The sequence below is a fragment of the Lactobacillus juensis genome (assembly GCF_036246285.1).
GTDB classification, from domain to species: Bacteria; Bacillota; Bacilli; order Lactobacillales; family Lactobacillaceae; genus Lactobacillus; species Lactobacillus juensis.
This window is the reverse complement of sequence record NZ_BTTS01000004.1, coordinates 64,076-80,618: the sequence shown is the minus strand read 5'-3', so window position 1 is coordinate 80,618 and position 16,543 is coordinate 64,076. Positions and strand designations below refer to the sequence as shown.

Annotated in this window: 16 protein-coding genes; 2 read left to right on the top strand and 14 right to left on the bottom strand. The window is 36.3% G+C overall.

The genetic code is table 11. The annotated features are described in order from the left end of the window. Window positions 1-88: 88 nt before the first annotated feature. Window positions 89-850 (top strand): MurR/RpiR family transcriptional regulator, encoded by a 762-nt coding sequence (locus AAA926_RS09495; RefSeq protein ID WP_198181126.1) that lies wholly within the window; start codon window positions 89-91, stop codon window positions 848-850. A gap of 53 nt (window positions 851-903) precedes the next feature. Here the strand turns inward: AAA926_RS09495 and AAA926_RS09490 are convergent, their stop codons facing one another. After that, on the bottom strand, window positions 904-1,899 hold the full coding sequence (locus tag AAA926_RS09490; RefSeq protein ID WP_198181125.1) for a tagatose 1,6-diphosphate aldolase: 996 nt from the start codon (window positions 1,897-1,899) through the stop codon (window positions 904-906). A 144-nt stretch (window positions 1,900-2,043) separates the two neighbouring features. Further along, complete coding sequence (locus AAA926_RS09485) at window positions 2,044-4,905, bottom strand: TIM-barrel domain-containing protein (RefSeq protein WP_198181124.1); 2,862 nt, start codon at window positions 4,903-4,905, stop codon at window positions 2,044-2,046. 201 nt (window positions 4,906-5,106) lie between these two features. On the opposite strand from AAA926_RS09485, the gene AAA926_RS09480 reads away from it, so the two are divergent. After that, a complete protein-coding gene (locus AAA926_RS09480; RefSeq protein ID WP_198181123.1) occupies window positions 5,107-7,125 on the top strand; it encodes a hypothetical protein in 2,019 nt (672 codons plus the stop codon). Between the two features lie 67 nt (window positions 7,126-7,192). Here AAA926_RS09480 and AAA926_RS09475 read toward each other — a convergent pair whose 3' ends face one another. The 12 genes from AAA926_RS09475 to AAA926_RS09420 all read right to left on the bottom strand — a co-directional run bounded on the left by AAA926_RS09475 (window position 7,193) and on the right by AAA926_RS09420 (window position 16,542). After that, window positions 7,193-7,594 carry a PTS sugar transporter subunit IIA gene (locus tag AAA926_RS09475; RefSeq protein ID WP_198181122.1) on the bottom strand — a complete coding sequence of 134 codons (402 nt, stop codon included), beginning with the start codon at window positions 7,592-7,594 and terminating at the stop codon, window positions 7,193-7,195. 59 nt (window positions 7,595-7,653) lie between these two features. Next, window positions 7,654-8,472, bottom strand: coding sequence for a PTS system mannose/fructose/sorbose family transporter subunit IID (locus AAA926_RS09470; RefSeq protein ID WP_198181121.1), 819 nt, complete (start codon window positions 8,470-8,472; stop codon window positions 7,654-7,656). Beyond that, the gene (locus tag AAA926_RS09465) at window positions 8,459-9,382 is read right to left on the bottom strand and encodes a PTS mannose/fructose/sorbose/N-acetylgalactosamine transporter subunit IIC (RefSeq protein ID WP_034980636.1); all 924 of its coding nucleotides are present in this window, start codon (window positions 9,380-9,382) and stop codon (window positions 8,459-8,461) included. The genes AAA926_RS09470 and AAA926_RS09465 overlap by 14 nt, the downstream gene beginning before the upstream one ends. 10 nt (window positions 9,383-9,392) lie before the next feature. Continuing rightward, the gene (locus AAA926_RS09460) at window positions 9,393-9,881 is read right to left on the bottom strand and encodes a PTS sugar transporter subunit IIB (RefSeq protein WP_198181120.1); all 489 of its coding nucleotides are present in this window, start codon (window positions 9,879-9,881) and stop codon (window positions 9,393-9,395) included. Between the two features lie 166 nt (window positions 9,882-10,047). Continuing rightward, on the bottom strand, window positions 10,048-11,214 hold the full coding sequence (locus tag AAA926_RS09455) for an SIS domain-containing protein (protein WP_198181119.1): 1,167 nt from the start codon (window positions 11,212-11,214) through the stop codon (window positions 10,048-10,050). 23 nt (window positions 11,215-11,237) lie between these two features. Beyond that, complete coding sequence (locus AAA926_RS09450) at window positions 11,238-11,954, bottom strand: GntR family transcriptional regulator (RefSeq protein ID WP_198181118.1); 717 nt, start codon at window positions 11,952-11,954, stop codon at window positions 11,238-11,240. A gap of 156 nt (window positions 11,955-12,110) precedes the next feature. Then, window positions 12,111-12,356, bottom strand: a complete 246-nt coding sequence (locus AAA926_RS09445; RefSeq protein WP_239386412.1) for a hypothetical protein — start codon at window positions 12,354-12,356, stop codon at window positions 12,111-12,113. A 26-nt stretch (window positions 12,357-12,382) separates the two neighbouring features. Then, entirely contained in the window at window positions 12,383-13,801 is a 1,419-nt protein-coding gene (locus AAA926_RS09440; RefSeq protein WP_045927620.1) for a PTS transporter subunit IIC, read from the bottom strand. A gap of 21 nt (window positions 13,802-13,822) precedes the next feature. Continuing rightward, window positions 13,823-14,137, bottom strand: a complete 315-nt coding sequence (locus AAA926_RS09435; RefSeq protein WP_045927619.1) for a PTS sugar transporter subunit IIB — start codon at window positions 14,135-14,137, stop codon at window positions 13,823-13,825. An 11-nt stretch (window positions 14,138-14,148) separates the two neighbouring features. Continuing rightward, complete coding sequence (locus AAA926_RS09430; RefSeq protein ID WP_198181117.1) at window positions 14,149-14,637, bottom strand: PTS sugar transporter subunit IIA; 489 nt, start codon at window positions 14,635-14,637, stop codon at window positions 14,149-14,151. Window positions 14,638-14,780: 143 nt separating this feature from the next. Next, window positions 14,781-15,578 (bottom strand): hypothetical protein, encoded by a 798-nt coding sequence (locus tag AAA926_RS09425; RefSeq protein WP_198181116.1) that lies wholly within the window; start codon window positions 15,576-15,578, stop codon window positions 14,781-14,783. After that, window positions 15,562-16,542 carry a sugar kinase gene (locus AAA926_RS09420; RefSeq protein WP_198181115.1) on the bottom strand — a complete coding sequence of 327 codons (981 nt, stop codon included), beginning with the start codon at window positions 16,540-16,542 and terminating at the stop codon, window positions 15,562-15,564. Before AAA926_RS09420 ends, AAA926_RS09425 begins: the two co-directional genes overlap by 17 nt. Window position 16,543: the final 1 nt, after the last annotated feature.

Sequence of the window (16,543 nt, the reverse complement as noted above, 5' to 3'; positions counted from 1 at the left end):
ATTATAGAAGTTAAAAAGTGTAACGTTTTTCCAAATTGATAGCGTTTACTATAATTATTGGGAAACTATTTACAAAAGGAGCGTATATATGCCAAATAAAGAACTTTCCTCAGCAGAATTACATCTCTGGAATATCGTAGAAAATAATCCTCAAAAGATTGCTAATATGTCGATAGTAAAACTAAGTCAATTTGCAAATGTCTCAACTGCAACAATTGTGCGTACCATGCAAAAAATGGGTTACAGCGGTTACACCTCTTACCGCGAATCTTTGAAACTAAAAAGCAATTCAAATTCTACTTTTAGTGTGCTAAATGATGCTGACGATAAAATCAAAAGCGTGATTACTAAAAACGAAATTGAAATGAACAATACGCTGCATAACCTAAGTTACAGCACAATTGAGGACAGTATATCACTGACTAAACAAGCTAAAATCGTTTTTATTTTTGCTCGCGGCCTATCTGAATCAATTGCTCACGAAATGATGGTCAAATTGCAATTAACTGGAAAATATTGTGAATTTCATTCAGACCCGAATATTATTAAGACGATCGCTTGTAAAATAAAAAAAGACTCATTAGTAATTTTTATTACTCTTAATGGGGAAACTGAGGAATTGGTTACCGCAGCTAAAGCTCTAAATAAAAATGAAGTCCCAATTTTGACTTTCACTACTAATTCATCAGGCAGCATTTTGCCCTTATCCACTCTCTGCTTTATCGGTTACAAATCTAAAACCAACTATTTTCCCGAATATGAGGTCAGATCACGACTGCCCCTGCAAATAATGACCCGCATTTTTTGTGATGCATACTCGGTCAGGTCTGATTTTTATAAGAGCAAATAAAAAGCCTTCTATACTAATTGAAGTATAGAAAGCTTTTTAGTTAATAGGTAAAATTATTCAGCAACTTCTAGCTTATCGCGCCAAGATTTAGCTCCTTTTAGAGCCTCATTTAAGTTTTCAATATTTTCTTTGCCATGAGTTGATAGCCATTTTCTACCTGCTTCTTCACTTTCAGCAGCAAATGGCTTGATTGCTGGTTTCCAAGTAGCACGACCGCAAAGAACACCGTTGAAGTCAGCACCTGCTTCTTCAGCCATTTTAATTTCAGCAATAAACTCTTCACTGGTTACACCAGCAGATAAGAAAATATAAGGCAAATCAGTTATCTCAGACTGCTTTTTAAGCAGATCCTTAGCTTCTTCTTGAGTGTAAACAACGTTGTTGTCTCCATTAAAGCCTGCAACAAACTTAATGTTAAACGGAATTTCAACTTTAAGTACAGTTACATCGTATTCAGGTTTTGAAAATTCTTTCATTGTCTTCAAGACCTTATCAGCTTTAACTTTCGCAAATTCTTCACTCTTAGCGTCAGCGATATTTGCGTCATAAGTCAAAACTTCCAAAAAGAATGGCAATTCATTTGCTTTTGCTTCTGCACCAACTCTCTCAACGAAAGCTTGCTTTTTATCATTAATTTCTTGACCTTCGTCAGGATCATAGTAAACCAAAAACTTAATGGCATCTCCGCCTTCATTTTTAATCCTTAATCCAGACTGATTAGCAATTAAGTCAGGCATTCTGCCAGGTTCGGTTGTATCATACCCGGTTTTTTCATAAGAAAGTAATAATCCGCAATTTTTGTCTCTCACTTTAGTTGCTGGTAAACCATATTCTGGGTCAGTCAAAATTGATGAAGCATAAGGAGTCAACTCACTGGAAACTGCTTTTTTAAAATCAACAATAGTTGTTTCATCAGCAGGTTTATTAGCGGCCTCTGCTAACATCTTTTTCAAAGAGCCACGTTGATCGATTGCCAAAGCACTGATTATACCATCAGTTGTTGACAAGTTTGCCATATGTTTGGCAACTGCTGCAGAAATTGTTTTCATTATATATCTCCTTTAACATTTTCTTTAATCGCACAACTATTATTATATACTGATAAAGTTGCCTTTTAAAGAAAAGCAAGAATTTTAGTAAACTTTTTCACAATTATAAATAATTCAGAAAACATTTACCTTGCTTTACACAAATTACTTCTGCTCAACTTTGTCAGTTTTTTTAGCTTTTTTAGTTTTACAGTTAAATCTTGTTCCCCAAGGAGATGCCTTTAAGTCCTTAACTGCTCTTACCTCAAAAGTATGTTCAGATTCAGACTTCAGGCTGCTTAAAGTATAACTTGCTTTTTTAATATTAGTATATAAGACATCATCAATTTTAAGCTGATAACTATCGCAATCAGATACCGGTTGCCATGATACCGTGATGGAATCTGCAGTAGTTTTTTCCTTATCTTGTGCTAAATTAGTCGGAGTTGTCAAAGAATCATCTTCTGCTGGCAAACTGTTAAGCGGTCTTGCACTTGTATCAATGCCAGTAATTTTAACAGTTATTTCGTTTTGACTAGTATTAATCTGGCCTATTTTTATTCTCAAAAATGTCTGCTTTAAATCTGTACTAAATTCTTTTAGGTAAGGGTTAACTAGGTAGTTTTGATCAAAGAAATAGCAATTTTCTTGATTTTGAAATTCAGCTATACTATTTACTTCAGTCAAATTAATTTCTTGGTTGCCTACCAAAGCTTTGATCGCTTCCGGTGCCTTTTTAGTTCTGATATCAACTTCTGTTGCTTTTTCAGGATCAAAACCAGCATATGTACCTTTGGTTTTGTCAATTTTGATAGTCAAGACAGAACCCAGCAATTGACTGCTAATTTTGGTTTGAGCATATTCATCTTGCTCATACTTAGCAGAAAAGCCATCATCTTCATAAACTGTAAAGCTGCTGTTTCCACTTGGATAAACTACAAATTGCCGTTGCTTTTTCAGATCAAGGTATTCCTGAGGTGTGTTAGTTGCTGGTGCTACTGGAACGATTGCTCCTGCTTTAACAAATACAGGCAACTTCCATAATGGTGCAGCGAAGTTATTAATTACTTGACCGCCACGATATTCTTGACCAGTAAAGAAATCTATCCAAATTTGCTTTTCATCAGGCAAATAAATTTCGTTTCTGATATCATTTCCCGCTTCATCAACGGCAGTATCTTGATAAATCGGAGCAACTAAGAAGTTCTCTCCCCACAAATACTGGTATCTGACCAAATTAGTATAAAATTCAGGCACATCAGGATATTCCAAAAACATAGCTCGCACCATGGGCTTACTGGTAAAAGTTGCTTGCGCTGCGATGCTATAAATGTACGGCATCATCATTGATTTCTGCTTGAGATATGCGCGGTTAAGCTTATTTGTAATACCACCAAACACAAAGGGATTTTTAGGATTTTTCCCCCAGCCATCCATATTTAATTGAATGGGGGTGAAAGCTTTCCATTGATAATCTCTGGTATTGATAATAGGCTGTTGACCTCCAAAAATACCATCCATGTCTGACGCAACATTAGGCTGCCCTGAGAGCCCTTCGCCAATATAAGTTGGTATTTGGAAGCGAATATATTCCCATTCACCACCTACTTCATCCCCAGTCCAAACTGTACTGGTATTTTGAGTTCCTGCCCAGCCATCAACAGTAATAATAAATGGTCGCAGTTGATCACCTTTGATTTTGGCAATCATCTTGGCAGTACTTTGAGTGGCATTTAAGCCGAACGAATAACCGTGGCCAACCCAGGCCTCATCTGTTTTAAGTGCAGTGACGCCGGCTACCAGTTCTTTTTCAAAATCACGGTCATCTGGTTTAGGATTTTCAGGATCTACTGGGGCAAGATTTTGCTGGGTCCAAAGTCCTACTTGCACACCTTTACTATTAGCATATTTAACAAACTCAGCTAAATTTTTGAGATTGCCTTCCAAAGTATCTGTCTGACCATATCCAGCCCCATAACCATCATTAGGCAAGAACCAGCCTATAGGCATATCATTTTGCAAATATTGTTCGAGCATTGCTCGGGCACTAAACTGATAAGAAATACCACCGTGCTCGCCATTTAACGTTTCTCTGATTGACTTTGGTTTTAATTCTGCCGGTAAATCTTTTGGCTGATATTCACGATAATACTTGCCATCAGGATATTTGATAGCTCCTTTTTCATCAGATTTGACCTCAACCCAATAGTCACGGTTATATGCATTTAGATGAGCTTCATAAAAGCCGAAAACTGGTGTCAGGGCAGGCCTGCCAGTTAGCTTATGATATGCATTAATTAATTTATATGCTGAGTTGGCAAAGAAATAAATGGCATCAAAACGATTTTCTTCATGAACAGTCGTAATCTCGTCATTCGAATTGCTATTAAAGTCATAATGTCCGGGCTTAAAAGTATTACGAATTACACCGTAACCGGCAGTTGACCAGTAAAAAGGATTAGGTGAAGCTACACCTTGATCAACCCAGTTATTAGTATTAACAATTTCGATTTTTTCTCCTGCTAGTGTGAAACGGCCGTTTTGGGTACCTCCACCAAAGTAATTACTATTATGATCAACTAAAGTTTGAGCAGTGGCCGAATTTGTCAGTTCAATCGGGCGTGCCTCTTTTAATATTAATCTACCTTTTTTTGTAACACTCATAGTAGCGTCATTTTTAACTAAATTAATTTCAACTGCACCTGTATCAATTTGCCAGCCGTTTTTGGTTGTCTGGAGATTGGTACCATTCATTCCTTTGGCGCTATAAATATCTGTCAAGAAAATTTGAGCATGCAATCCTTCTTCTGATTGTTCCGGCTCCTGAAATTTCTGGCTTGGATCAATATATAACCTGAATGTTTTTGCATCTAGTATGTAGAGGCGACCAGTCAATCCATGTGCATAATGAATCTCAAAATAATCTGTTTGTTGTGTTACCTCAGTGATATGTTGCAATTCTAAATCACTAGTTTCTGTTTTTTGATTTGAGTTAGTTGCTTTATTAATTTTTCTCTCCTCCTTCATATTAGAAGAAAATTAATCTTTCTTAAAATGTTTGATAAAGCTGATTATAAGCTAAATTTGCAAAAGGATAAATAGCTAATAGCCAAATTATTGTCCAACCACTTATTTTCTTTTCTGCCGAAATCTTAGGATAAGCAGTAACATATTATGCTAAAATTAAGATAAAATGAATAATAATTTTTACACAGGAGCAACTACAATATGAGTTTTATTTACACTTTAAGATACATGCTTGATCCCAGAGCAAACACTCCAGAAAAAGACGAAAAACTAATTGAATTTGTTAAAAGGGGCAAAATTGACGATGTTGCTTTTTTTATAAATGGTGAAGAGCTAAACCATAGCCACTTAACTAAAGCTGAAACTCAGGTATGGTTAGATGCCATAAAGCCCCTACAAAAAAAGTTATCTGAGATAGGTGTAACAACTAGCTTAAACCCTTGGACGACCATTATGCATTCAGATCGAGGCTACCAAGTTAATCCTGAAATTGGCTTTAATACTTTCGTTGATATAGATGGTAATAAGGCCAAGGATATGGCTTGCCCAGCTGATCCAACATGGCGGAAATATTTAGCAAATACCTATGCCCAATATGCCAGTATCCATCCCCGCAGGTTATGGCTAGAAGATGATTTTCGCCATTATAACCATTCACCCCTCAAGTTAATGTGCTTTTGTGATTATCACATGCAACTTTATAACGAAAAATTAGGCAAAAAGGAAACGCGGGGAGAATTTGTTAAAAAGATGTTGCAGCCTGGTGAACCAACTAAGGAAAGACAGGTTTACCTTGATCAGGCTCGTCAAGAGATGATTGAAACCGAACATATAATTGAGCAGGCTGTTCACAAGGTTAGTCCCGAAACAGATTTGGCACAAATGACTTCCTACCCTGATTGGCATGCCCTTGAAGGTCGCGATTGGGATAATTTATTTAAGGCACAGGCTGGAGAAGGTCATCCCAAGGTGGCCCGGCCTCATTTACCTGCTTACAATGAAGTTGCACCATTACAATATGGCAGATATTTCGAAGAATATACTCGCATTACCGCTGCATTTTTAGGGGAAAATGCCGAACTATACCCTGAATTAGAAAGCTATATGTATTCTCCATTAGTCAAGTCAAATGCATTTACCGCATTTCAAATTATTACTTCTGCCCTAATCGGCAGTCAGGGAATTTTGCTTAATTTATTTGACATGATGGGCAATGGTATCAATGATAGTTGGCACTATGCAGAAATGCTCGCCCAAATTAAACCGTTTGTTAACCAACTATTAGAAAATCGCCTGCCGATAAACCACTTAAGAGGAATAAAAGTTTTGGTTGATCAAGACTCTAGTTACTATCTGCAAACTAAAACTGGTAAAAATGTCGAGGAACTTTTACCTCACGAAAAGAATTGGGCCAGCCTTTTAGGAGCTTTTGGCTTTGCTACAGCGATTCTGCCTATCAGTAAAAAAACTTCATTGAAAAATGAAGTAGTTGCCATTTCTGGCCAGCTTTTACGTAATTTGTCAAAATCACAAGTTACTGAATTAGTTAAAAACAATTTTGTGTTGCTTGATGGTGAATGCATTCAAGTTTTACTAGACAGAAATTTAGGCAATTTACTGCATATTGAAAAAGCCGCCTGGCATCCATTTCGTTCAAACTATCAAGTTTTTGAACAGGCAGATGGACAGATTGTTGACGGAGTTGAAAGCCCGCGAATTACAATGTTGCAGCAAACAGGAAACTATTTAAAAATTGACTATCAACCGCAAAGTGCTGTAAATGTATGGTCTTTTGCTTATAACGCACTTGATGAAAAATTGGGTAACGTTATGGCCGTTATCGACCAGCATATCGTTGTCCTCCCGATGGATCAAGATCCACGCTATGGCTGGGAATCTCAATTTACTACATACAAACAAGGACTGTTGCAACAAATACTTGATAGTGTCACGCCAGTAGACTATTTAGTGGGAATGCCAAATGTTAAGCTGTTTATTGAAAATGATGGTCAAAAAGCTTGGCTAGCCAACTTTACTTTAGATGGCTATCAACAAATAAAATGGCACTTAGGAGAACCACTAAAGGGTAAGGAAGCTACAATTATTAGAAAAGTCAATAACTCTGTCAGAAAAACCAAAGTCCACATTAATGTTGAAAACGGCATTGCTACTATTGATGAAGCCATAGCACCACTTGAAACTATTCAGTTGCTGTTCTAAATTTAATATAAACAAATAATAGCGTCTAGTCCTTTTTTAGAACTAGGCGCTATTTATTTACATCAATTTACTTTTTCATACTAGACAACATTTCGTTAACATCGACAATTCCAGCTTTACCTGCAGTCACAAAATCGGATTCTGTACCGCTCATTTGACTGTTAAGCCATTCAATTACTAGTGGTAAATTCATTCCCGAGATTAAGTGAATCTTTTGACCACCCATAATCATACGGCTAACTACATTAGCTGGGGTTCCACCCATTAAATCAGCAAAAACTGTAATATCTTCGATATTCATTCCTGAAATTTGTTCTTCAAATTTTGACTTAAAATCATCAGGGCCTTCAGATGGAAGCAAACACACTGTATGCACATGTTCTTGCTCACCCATAATTAATTCAGCACTGGCTTTTACGCCCTCTGCCATTTTCCCATGACTAATTAAAATTAATTCCTTTTCTGCCATACTCTATCTTTCCATTTAATACTCAATACTATTTAGCTTAGAGCTATTACCATACTTAATTATATCTTAGCAATAACTCCAAGACCACCTAAAACAATACAAAGTACTAAAACAATAAAGATTGCTTTGGTAGAAGTCATACCCTTCTTACCAAGAAGCCAGTAGACAAAGCCCACAACAGCAGCTGGTAAAAGCTTAGGTAGAATCATATCCAAATTATTTTGAACATTCATAGTAACTTTGCCGATTTTAGGTGCCCAAGAGAACTTGATATTAACCATAGTGGCAACAAGCGCGCCAACCATGAATACACCCAAAACGGTAGCGGAATCAGTTAAAGCGTTTAAACGGTCTCTCATATCAGTAACAAGGGAAACACCTTTATCATAAGCAAAGTGTAATTGTTTCCAACGAAAGACACAGATCAAAAGGCAGGCAATCACCCAAATGATAACCCCAACTGGGTTTCCTTGAGTTGCCATGGATGCGGCCAATGCACCAAAAATAGTTGGAATCAAAGAAGCAAAAATCGAGTCACCGATTGCGGCAAAGGAACCCATCAAACCAACTTTAATACCGGTAACAGTGTCTTTTCCTTCGATACCTTCGTTTTCCTCAACAGCAAGATCAAGGCCAGTGATAATAGTATTGAAGAAATTAGAAGTGTTAAAGAACTGCATGTGGGTCTTCATCATTTCCTTTAATTCAGGGGTATCATCACCATAAATCTTTCTTAATTGTGGCAGAATAGTGTATAAATAACCACTATTCTGCATTCTTTCATAGTTCCAGCCCAACTGGAAACCAAATAAAGATCTACGGTTAATCTGATTAAAATCTTGTTCAGTTAATTTATATTTAGGTTTAGAGTTCGTCATCAGTAATCTCTCCTTCATCGTCATCAGAGCTTGAACTTGCGCTATTACTTTGACTTTCAGTACTTTGTGCTTGAGCAGTACCTTTATTTATTGGAATATTCTTGTAATGCAAAATTGCCAGAGCTAATCCCAGCATTGCAATTGCAAGCATTGGTAAGCCGTTGAAAATAGTAGTGAAACCTTTGTTAACAGCTGATAAGCCGGTACCCAAAGCTTGCATGCCACTAAAGAGAACTGAGAACAATGTCGTGATTGTAAAGCCTAGAATCAAATATGCTGCGTGTCTCTTAACTGGTAAGTACCGCAGTAAAACAGCAAAACCGACAGCTGGTAAGGTAGCACCAGCAACAGTCAAACCATTACCCAGCCATAACAGGTCTCCATTTAAAGCATTTGCGATCTGTTGTACTAATCCCTGACCAAAGGCCAATGCGATAAAGACAGGAACTGCACGTGAAAGTGACCACGGAATTGCACCGTATAAAACATTTCTTTCAACAGCCTTATAGTTAATCTTGTCTTGATCAATCAAGTGATCAATTCTGTGTGAAAAGTAAGTGTTGGCAAATCTTGCCAAAACGTCCAATTCAATCATAATAGCAGCAACTGGAACAGCAATTGAAGAAATAGCCGTTTGCGGACTCATACCTTTAATACTAGTTGAAAATGCTGTAGCCAAAACTGTACCGGTAGTAGCGTCAATTCTTGAAGCACCACCAAAAGTACCGATACCTAAAACTGTCAACTGCATTGATGCACCGATAAACAGACCGGTAGGCAGATCTCCCATGATCAGACCGGCGATCAACCCAGCACCAACTGGTGTGTTTAATGATGAATAAATTTGCAATTCATCTAAAATTTCTAATCCTGCATACAAAGTAAGCAGTAATATTTGCCACCAAGCCATTTTTCTCCTCCTACTTCATCTTTTCATTAATCAATTTCATTAAATCCCGTGACTCAACACTAGGATTTAACTGAGCAATTAAGTTAACGCCCTTGCCAGAAATTTCTCTGAAAACATCGGCCTCATGCTCATTGATATTAACTTGCTTAGTCAGTTCAGTAGTATCATCTTGCTTAGACATATTACCAACATTGATTGTATCAAGCTTGATACCCATGTTAAGCAAATCAAGAAACTTATCAGGTTTTTTGGCAACCAGAAACAATCTTTGCTTACCATAACGGTTTTTCTTTAAGTGATCTGCAGCAATCTCAGTTGGTAAAACACTCAATCTGGTAGACATTGGAGTAGCCATTCTAAGACCACTCTTTTGGATATCATCTTCGGCTGCTTTTTCATCAAGAACGATAATCCGTTCTACTTGCAACTGAGGCGTCCATAAGTTTGCCACTTGACCATGAACCAAGCGTTCATCAACTCTTGCTCCCACAATATTCATGTTTTATTCCTCCATATCTTTTAAGGAAATCTAAATATTATATAAAACGCTTCCACACTTTTTATGATAAGGTACCAACCAATTTTTGTCAACATGTATTTTTTATATTTGAAACGATTATCATTAAAAACATATGTATACAGTTAGTACCCACAACAAAAGCACACTAATTAAATTCGTGAATGGTAACGCCCTTGACTACACGATTGACAGTACCTGTTGGTGAAGGTGTATCTGGCTTATTGTTAACTTTGATTGAAGTGAGCAATGCAATTGTCTGACCAAACATTACGTCAGGTAATGCCAAGTACGCATCAGGCAACAATTCTTTCTCAGCGAACATGAAAGATTTTCCTGAGAAATCCTGATCCTCCTTTTCCTGACCAACAGCCATCACGAGCGGAACAATTTGATCATCCCTGATCTCGTTTAAAATATCTAAGTCGTATTGCCTGGTATAAGTATTATTGGAGACAAAATCAAAAACGATCGTCTTCTTATCAAGGAATGATTTTGGACCGTGACGCAAACCCATTGAGGTATCAAATAATGCTGCAACTTCTCCCGCAGTTAATTCCAAAATTTTGAGACGTGTTTCTTCAGCCAAACCGCCTAAGCTACCACTACCTATATAAGTAATGCGATTAAAGTCAATGTCAACTAAAGATTGAATTTCATCTTCACGCGCAATGACGCTCTTACCCATTTGAGCAATTTGGTTAACAATATGTTCTTTCTTTTCGTCAGATAAAGTATCAAAGACTAGAAGTGCCATTAAACTCATGCAAGAAAACGAACCTGTCATGGCAAAGCCTTGGTCTAAAGACTTTTCGGGCATTAATAAAACAAGTCCAGTAGGATCACCTGCTAAATCCTGTGCTAAATGTCCTTCTGGTGCACAAGTAATTGCTATTTGATATAAATTCGTGACTAATTTTTTAGCTAATTCAACAGTAGCTACAGATTCCGGTGAATTGCCACTACGTGCAAATGAAACCAGAATCGTCGGAGTATCCTTTTCTAGATAATCTTCAGGAGTAGAGACAATTTTGGTAGTATCAATTGCTTCAAAGTCATATTTTTTCCTATCACCATGTTTTTGTAAATACGGCATAATCGTATTGCCAACATATGCACTAGTACCGGCACCGGTAAAAATAACTCTAACTTTACCCCATTTTTGGTTTATCTGGCTTAGAAAATCAATGATTTTGGTCTTATTATTCTGAAAAATGGACCAAGTCTGCTGCCATAATTCAGGTTGCTGCTCAATTTCACGAGTAGTAATTTTTGCACCCATTTTTGCTAATTCTGCATCTGTTTTTGAAAACATTAATTTTACCTTCCTTATATTATTTAAAATAAATCATTATATTGACGCGAACGATAAACAAATTTATCGCCTCTAGCCAAAGAAATCGTAAACTCGATTGGTACATTTTTGTCATTAATAGTCTTCCGAAATATTTTTAAGCTTGGTGCACCAACTTTTTCAGCCAGATTTTTACTCTCTTCTTGATTAAGGCAAACAGCTGCAACATCTTCAAAAGCCATCACACTGATTTGATCATATTTTTCTTTCATGACATCATAAAGTGGCTTAGCATTTAAATCGTTTAGATTGAGTTTGGAAAATAATTTTTCTGGTAAATAAGTTTTACTAAAAATACGTGGTTCGTTATCAGCAAGACGCAAACGAACCAGCTCGTAGGCTTTTTCTCTCGGTCCCAAATTCAATTGTGCAGCAATATTTTTATTCGGAGTAATTAAGTCTAAACTTAGATTTTTAGTTGAAGCCTTTTGCCCAGTTCGTTTCAATTCTTCTGAAAAAGAATACATCCCACCAATATTAGGTTGATCAAGAAAAGTACTAGAAACAAAAGTGCCTTTACCATGAAGACGGTATATTAATCCTCTTTCTTCAAGATTTTGTAAAGCCAATCTAATTGTATTGCGACTAACACCGTATTTAACTAATAACTGTCTTTCACTTGGCAATTTAGCATTCGGCTTCATATTCTTTATTTGTTTTTCCAAGTCTAGAATTACTTGGCGATAAAGTGGTTTTGCCATGAATTCCCCCTCCTTAGCTAACTGGTAGATACCACTTAAAGTGTATCAGAGAAAGCGGTTTATTGCAATTTGATTTTTACAAAATATTACTAATTAAAAGTGGTTTTTACATAAAAATACCATTGAGAGTGAGTTTCTCAATGGTATTTAATAAATTTATTTACTTAGCTTATTGCCTTTCCAATCATAATATTTTTGACTAAGGCGATTTTTAGGATTATCAAAAACAACGATTCTATATAAGGCATAAATTGTACCAACCATAGCAATTAAGCTTGTTATCCAGTTTTTAAATAAAATTTGTAGCAAGTTAACCACAATTACAACAACTGCCCAAAAAAGGATACGATTCCTTCTTGCCTTTTCCTTAGCCGTTACTTTTGTTTTCTTCAATTTAGTCACCCTTAAGCCAAATACATTATTAATGATTAATTAGCCTTTTTAGCTGCAGCGTATTCTGCATTTCTCTTCTTCATTTGTTTTGCATACCAGATAAATAACAGAAGGTAAACTGCCAAAGCGATTAAGGCATAAACAATAAACATTCCTTGTTGTTTCCAAGCATTTCCTACCAGGTAAGCCAAGAATTTTTCAACTGGACCCTCCATAGTAGTGTCTGAAACCAATGTATGTGCAGGAATAGCGGCACCTACTGAGTGAGCCATGTTGGTAACAAATGGACCAACCATAGTACCAGCCCAAAGGAAGATAGGTAATTCAACGGTTCCAATGATAATCATCCGAATAATTTTACCACGAGTAACAACTAGCAAAGCAGGAGTAACACCCATAGCGATAATACCGCCTAAGGGCATTAATCTGTTACCAGGTAAAACCATTGCCTCAAGCATCATAATCGGAGCCAAAACATTTGCGGCTGCCCAAATTTCGGAACGACCAGCTAAGAATGGCCAGTCAAGTCCGATATTAAAGGTACGGCCAGAGAATTTCTTAGTAGCAAAATCGGCAATACCTTGAGACAAAGGCTCAACGGATGCGATGAACCATGAACCAATTACAGAGAATAATTCAATACATGAACCACCAATAAATGATAGTGTAAACATATCTTTCCATCCCTGCTCAGTTGCAAAGTTATTACCAGCTAGCAAGGAAACGAACACACCAAGGTAAACACCGATAGCAAATCTACTGCCCCAAAAGCCGATTTTTTCATTCAGTTTCGTAGAATCAAAGTCAAATTTATCAAGCCAAGGCAGGCACTTGTCAAAGAACTTGTTAAACACCATGATAATTGGGTTCATCATATAGTTCATATGAGTAGTAGTCATAGGATTGCCTTCAGGAGCATCCAGTAAATCATTAAATGTCGGCTTCATTAGGTCAGAGTTAATAATCTTCATTGTGCCAATGAAAAGAACTAACAAAGTTGATAGCCACAATGGTGCACCAACATAAACACAGAACAAACCATCAAATGCCAGGTGCCAAACATCAAAGATATCCACATCAAGCGTGTTAGTTTTATTTAATACCAGTAGAACAACGTTTAAAATAATTAAAACTAACAGATAAAACAAGGTATATGGTGATCCCCAAGTTATGGTAGCAAGTGGGGCCCAACCCATATCCTGCATATCCATGTGGATGCCAGTGTGCTTAACAAACTGCATCATTGGCTTTTGAAATGCTGTCGTCAGCATATTCATAACATTACCTATCGCTGTAATAGCAATAGCTAATTTCAAACCACCTTCTAAGGCCTTGGTGAACTTGACTCGAAACAGTACAGCGATTAATGTCAAAACAATTAACATTATTGTAGCTGCACCCATATCAATCAAAGGTTTAAAAAGTGAGTTAGCAAAACTAATTATCCCATTCATTTTTTATTTCCTCATGAAATCTTATTTAGCATTAATTTCTTTAACAACTTTTTCCACATTGTCATAAACTGGTTTAGCCATAGCAGGTATACGGTATAAAATTGCTCCTGCATCAATTAACGGAATTTTTGGTTTAAAGGAAAGATCAGTCTTGGCAATTGTCAAATAACCATCATAGTGCGATAAAAGATCTTCATTGACATCCTTAATCATATAGGCATCAACTTTGACGTTATAGCCACGCTTTCTCATTTCTTCTTCAACTGCATCTTTAATTTGGTGAGATGAGTTTACCCCAGCACCACATGCAGCTATAAATTTTACTTCTCTGCTCATAAAAAGCCCTCCTACTGTTGACTAAAATTCTCACTTAAGAACTGATAAATTTTATCAGTCTCGGTAAGATTGAATAATGTTTGTAACTTTGAAACGGATGTAAGTCTAAGAAAGTCCATAATTTGTGCTAAAATGTTTGCCTGTCCTTCTGGATTATTATTCAAAATCATAAACAGAAATTTTACCGATAAGCTCTGATCAGGTGCAATCATGTTTTTGAAAGATACTGGTGCTTTTAAAGCAACAGGTACTATCAAACAAGTCTTAACAAACTCTCCTTCAGTATGCGGTACAGCAATGTTTGGTAATTCCTTTGCAATAGGTGAAGTATCTATTCCGGTCGGATATTGTTGCTCACGCTGGTTAATTCCATTGAAAAAGCCATCGTTGACCAAATCAAGAGCAAGTAATTTATCCGAAACTTCCTTAAAAATTGTGGTCGGATCTGATGCATCACTTACAAATACTGCATTTGCAGAAAACAAGTTATTTTCTTTCACAAATTAGGCCCTCCTTAACAATAGACAAGTTTTCGCTTTTGTTTGATTATGTTAGTTTTTGTTCGCTTGTCTATTGCTATTATATTTAAAGGCGAGCAAAATTGCAAACGCTTTTTTAAAAAATTACTTCGTATATATTAAAATCAAGGTCTATTTGAGCCCCAAACTATTAATTGACTTAGAGAAGGAAAAGTATTATCACCATTTGTTGCTTTGCGTAAATGAGTAATTTTGAGATAATTTATTTTTTTCTCTGTAACAGTAAAGTACTGAATTTTATCTGTCTTTTTTAAATTAACTGTGATTTTTGTTTTATCAGAAAATTCTATATCTGCTTTGGTCCAATAATTGTCATGGGGAAAGTCCGCACGCAAAAGTAAGCCAATCTTTGTGACTAATACATTACGACCAAAATCCAGTTTTAGTTCAGCATCATCTCTTTGATCTATTCCCCAAGACTGAAAAGGAAAACGACCATGTCCATCATTTGCCAAATAACCATCAATAACATTTTTTGCTAAGAAAGCGTCTTCATTTCTGGTTTCAGCATTAGCAGTAACATGAGGAAATGCACCATTATTTTGAAGTTGATCATGTGAATTAAAAGCTAAGTTTTGTTCTCTTGATATTTCTTCTTTTGTTGCTTTTCTTACGCATGCATAATGTGCAATACCACCGAAAGAAAAGTCTGGCATGGAAGGATAACGTTGAAAATTAAATGGTATATTATATCTCCAACACTTATTTGGTATAAAAATCAGAGTAGGATTCAAAACAGGATCGAGCTGAACGACTAAATACGAAGAAGGGCTTTCCAGTTCAATTTCATAATAATCTCCTAATTGATACCTTTTTTTAAAAGCAAGTGTTACTATATCATTCTGAGTTCGTTCTAATAAGACATTCGAATTCACATCTTTTAAGCTAATCTTTATTCTCATTACTTTTTTCCCTCATAAACCTTTCTAATTGCTTTACGTTTGGATAGCCATCATTATCACCGTGTGACTGAATCGCTAAAGAGCCAATTGCACAGGCTCTCTTTACTGATTGACTTATTTTTAAACCAGAAATCAATCCTGAAATTAGACCCACCGCAAAGCCATCACCTGCACCAACTGTGTCAATAATTTTGCTTGTATAATAACCGTCAATGTATTCTCTGTTGCCACTTCTTGTCTCGTAATAAGCACCTTTAGCACCTAGCTTAACCACAACCAAGTTTGTAATTTTACTTTTACTGAGATAAAAATCCGCAATTTCTTCTGGATCAGATGTACCAGCCAAAATTTTTCCTTCATTAACCCCTGGCAAAACAACGTTAGCTTGAAATGACAGATCGTTTAGTATGTGAATCATTGTAGTTTGGTCTTTCCATAGAGACAGTCGAATATTAGGATCAAAAAAACTAAGAATTTTTTTGTCTTCTGCTTCTGTTAAAATTTTTTTAGTTAAATCTAAAGCATTAGTTGATAGTGCAGCTAAAATACCTGTCACATGCACTGCCTGATAGTCAGCCAAATTAATATTCGCTAAATCTGAACAGCACAAGTGAGAAGCAGCTGAATTTTTGCGACAATATGCAATTTGAGGATCCCCTTTTGATACCAATTCTTTAAAGTAAAACCCCGTTGGCCATTCATTATCTTGTCGTAAATATCTAACATCTATCTTTTGTTTTTGCAGAAAATTGACAATTTTCTTACCTAAAAGATCATTACCTACATTTGATAAATATGTTGTTTTTATACCCAACTTTTCTAAACCAACAGCTACATTTAGCTCTGCCCCAGAGGGAAATGTTGTAAAATGTTCAGAATCAACCAATGATTGATCCAAATCTCTTGAACTAAATACAATCATTGGTTCACCAACCGTTAAGACTTTATTCTTTATAGACTCCATT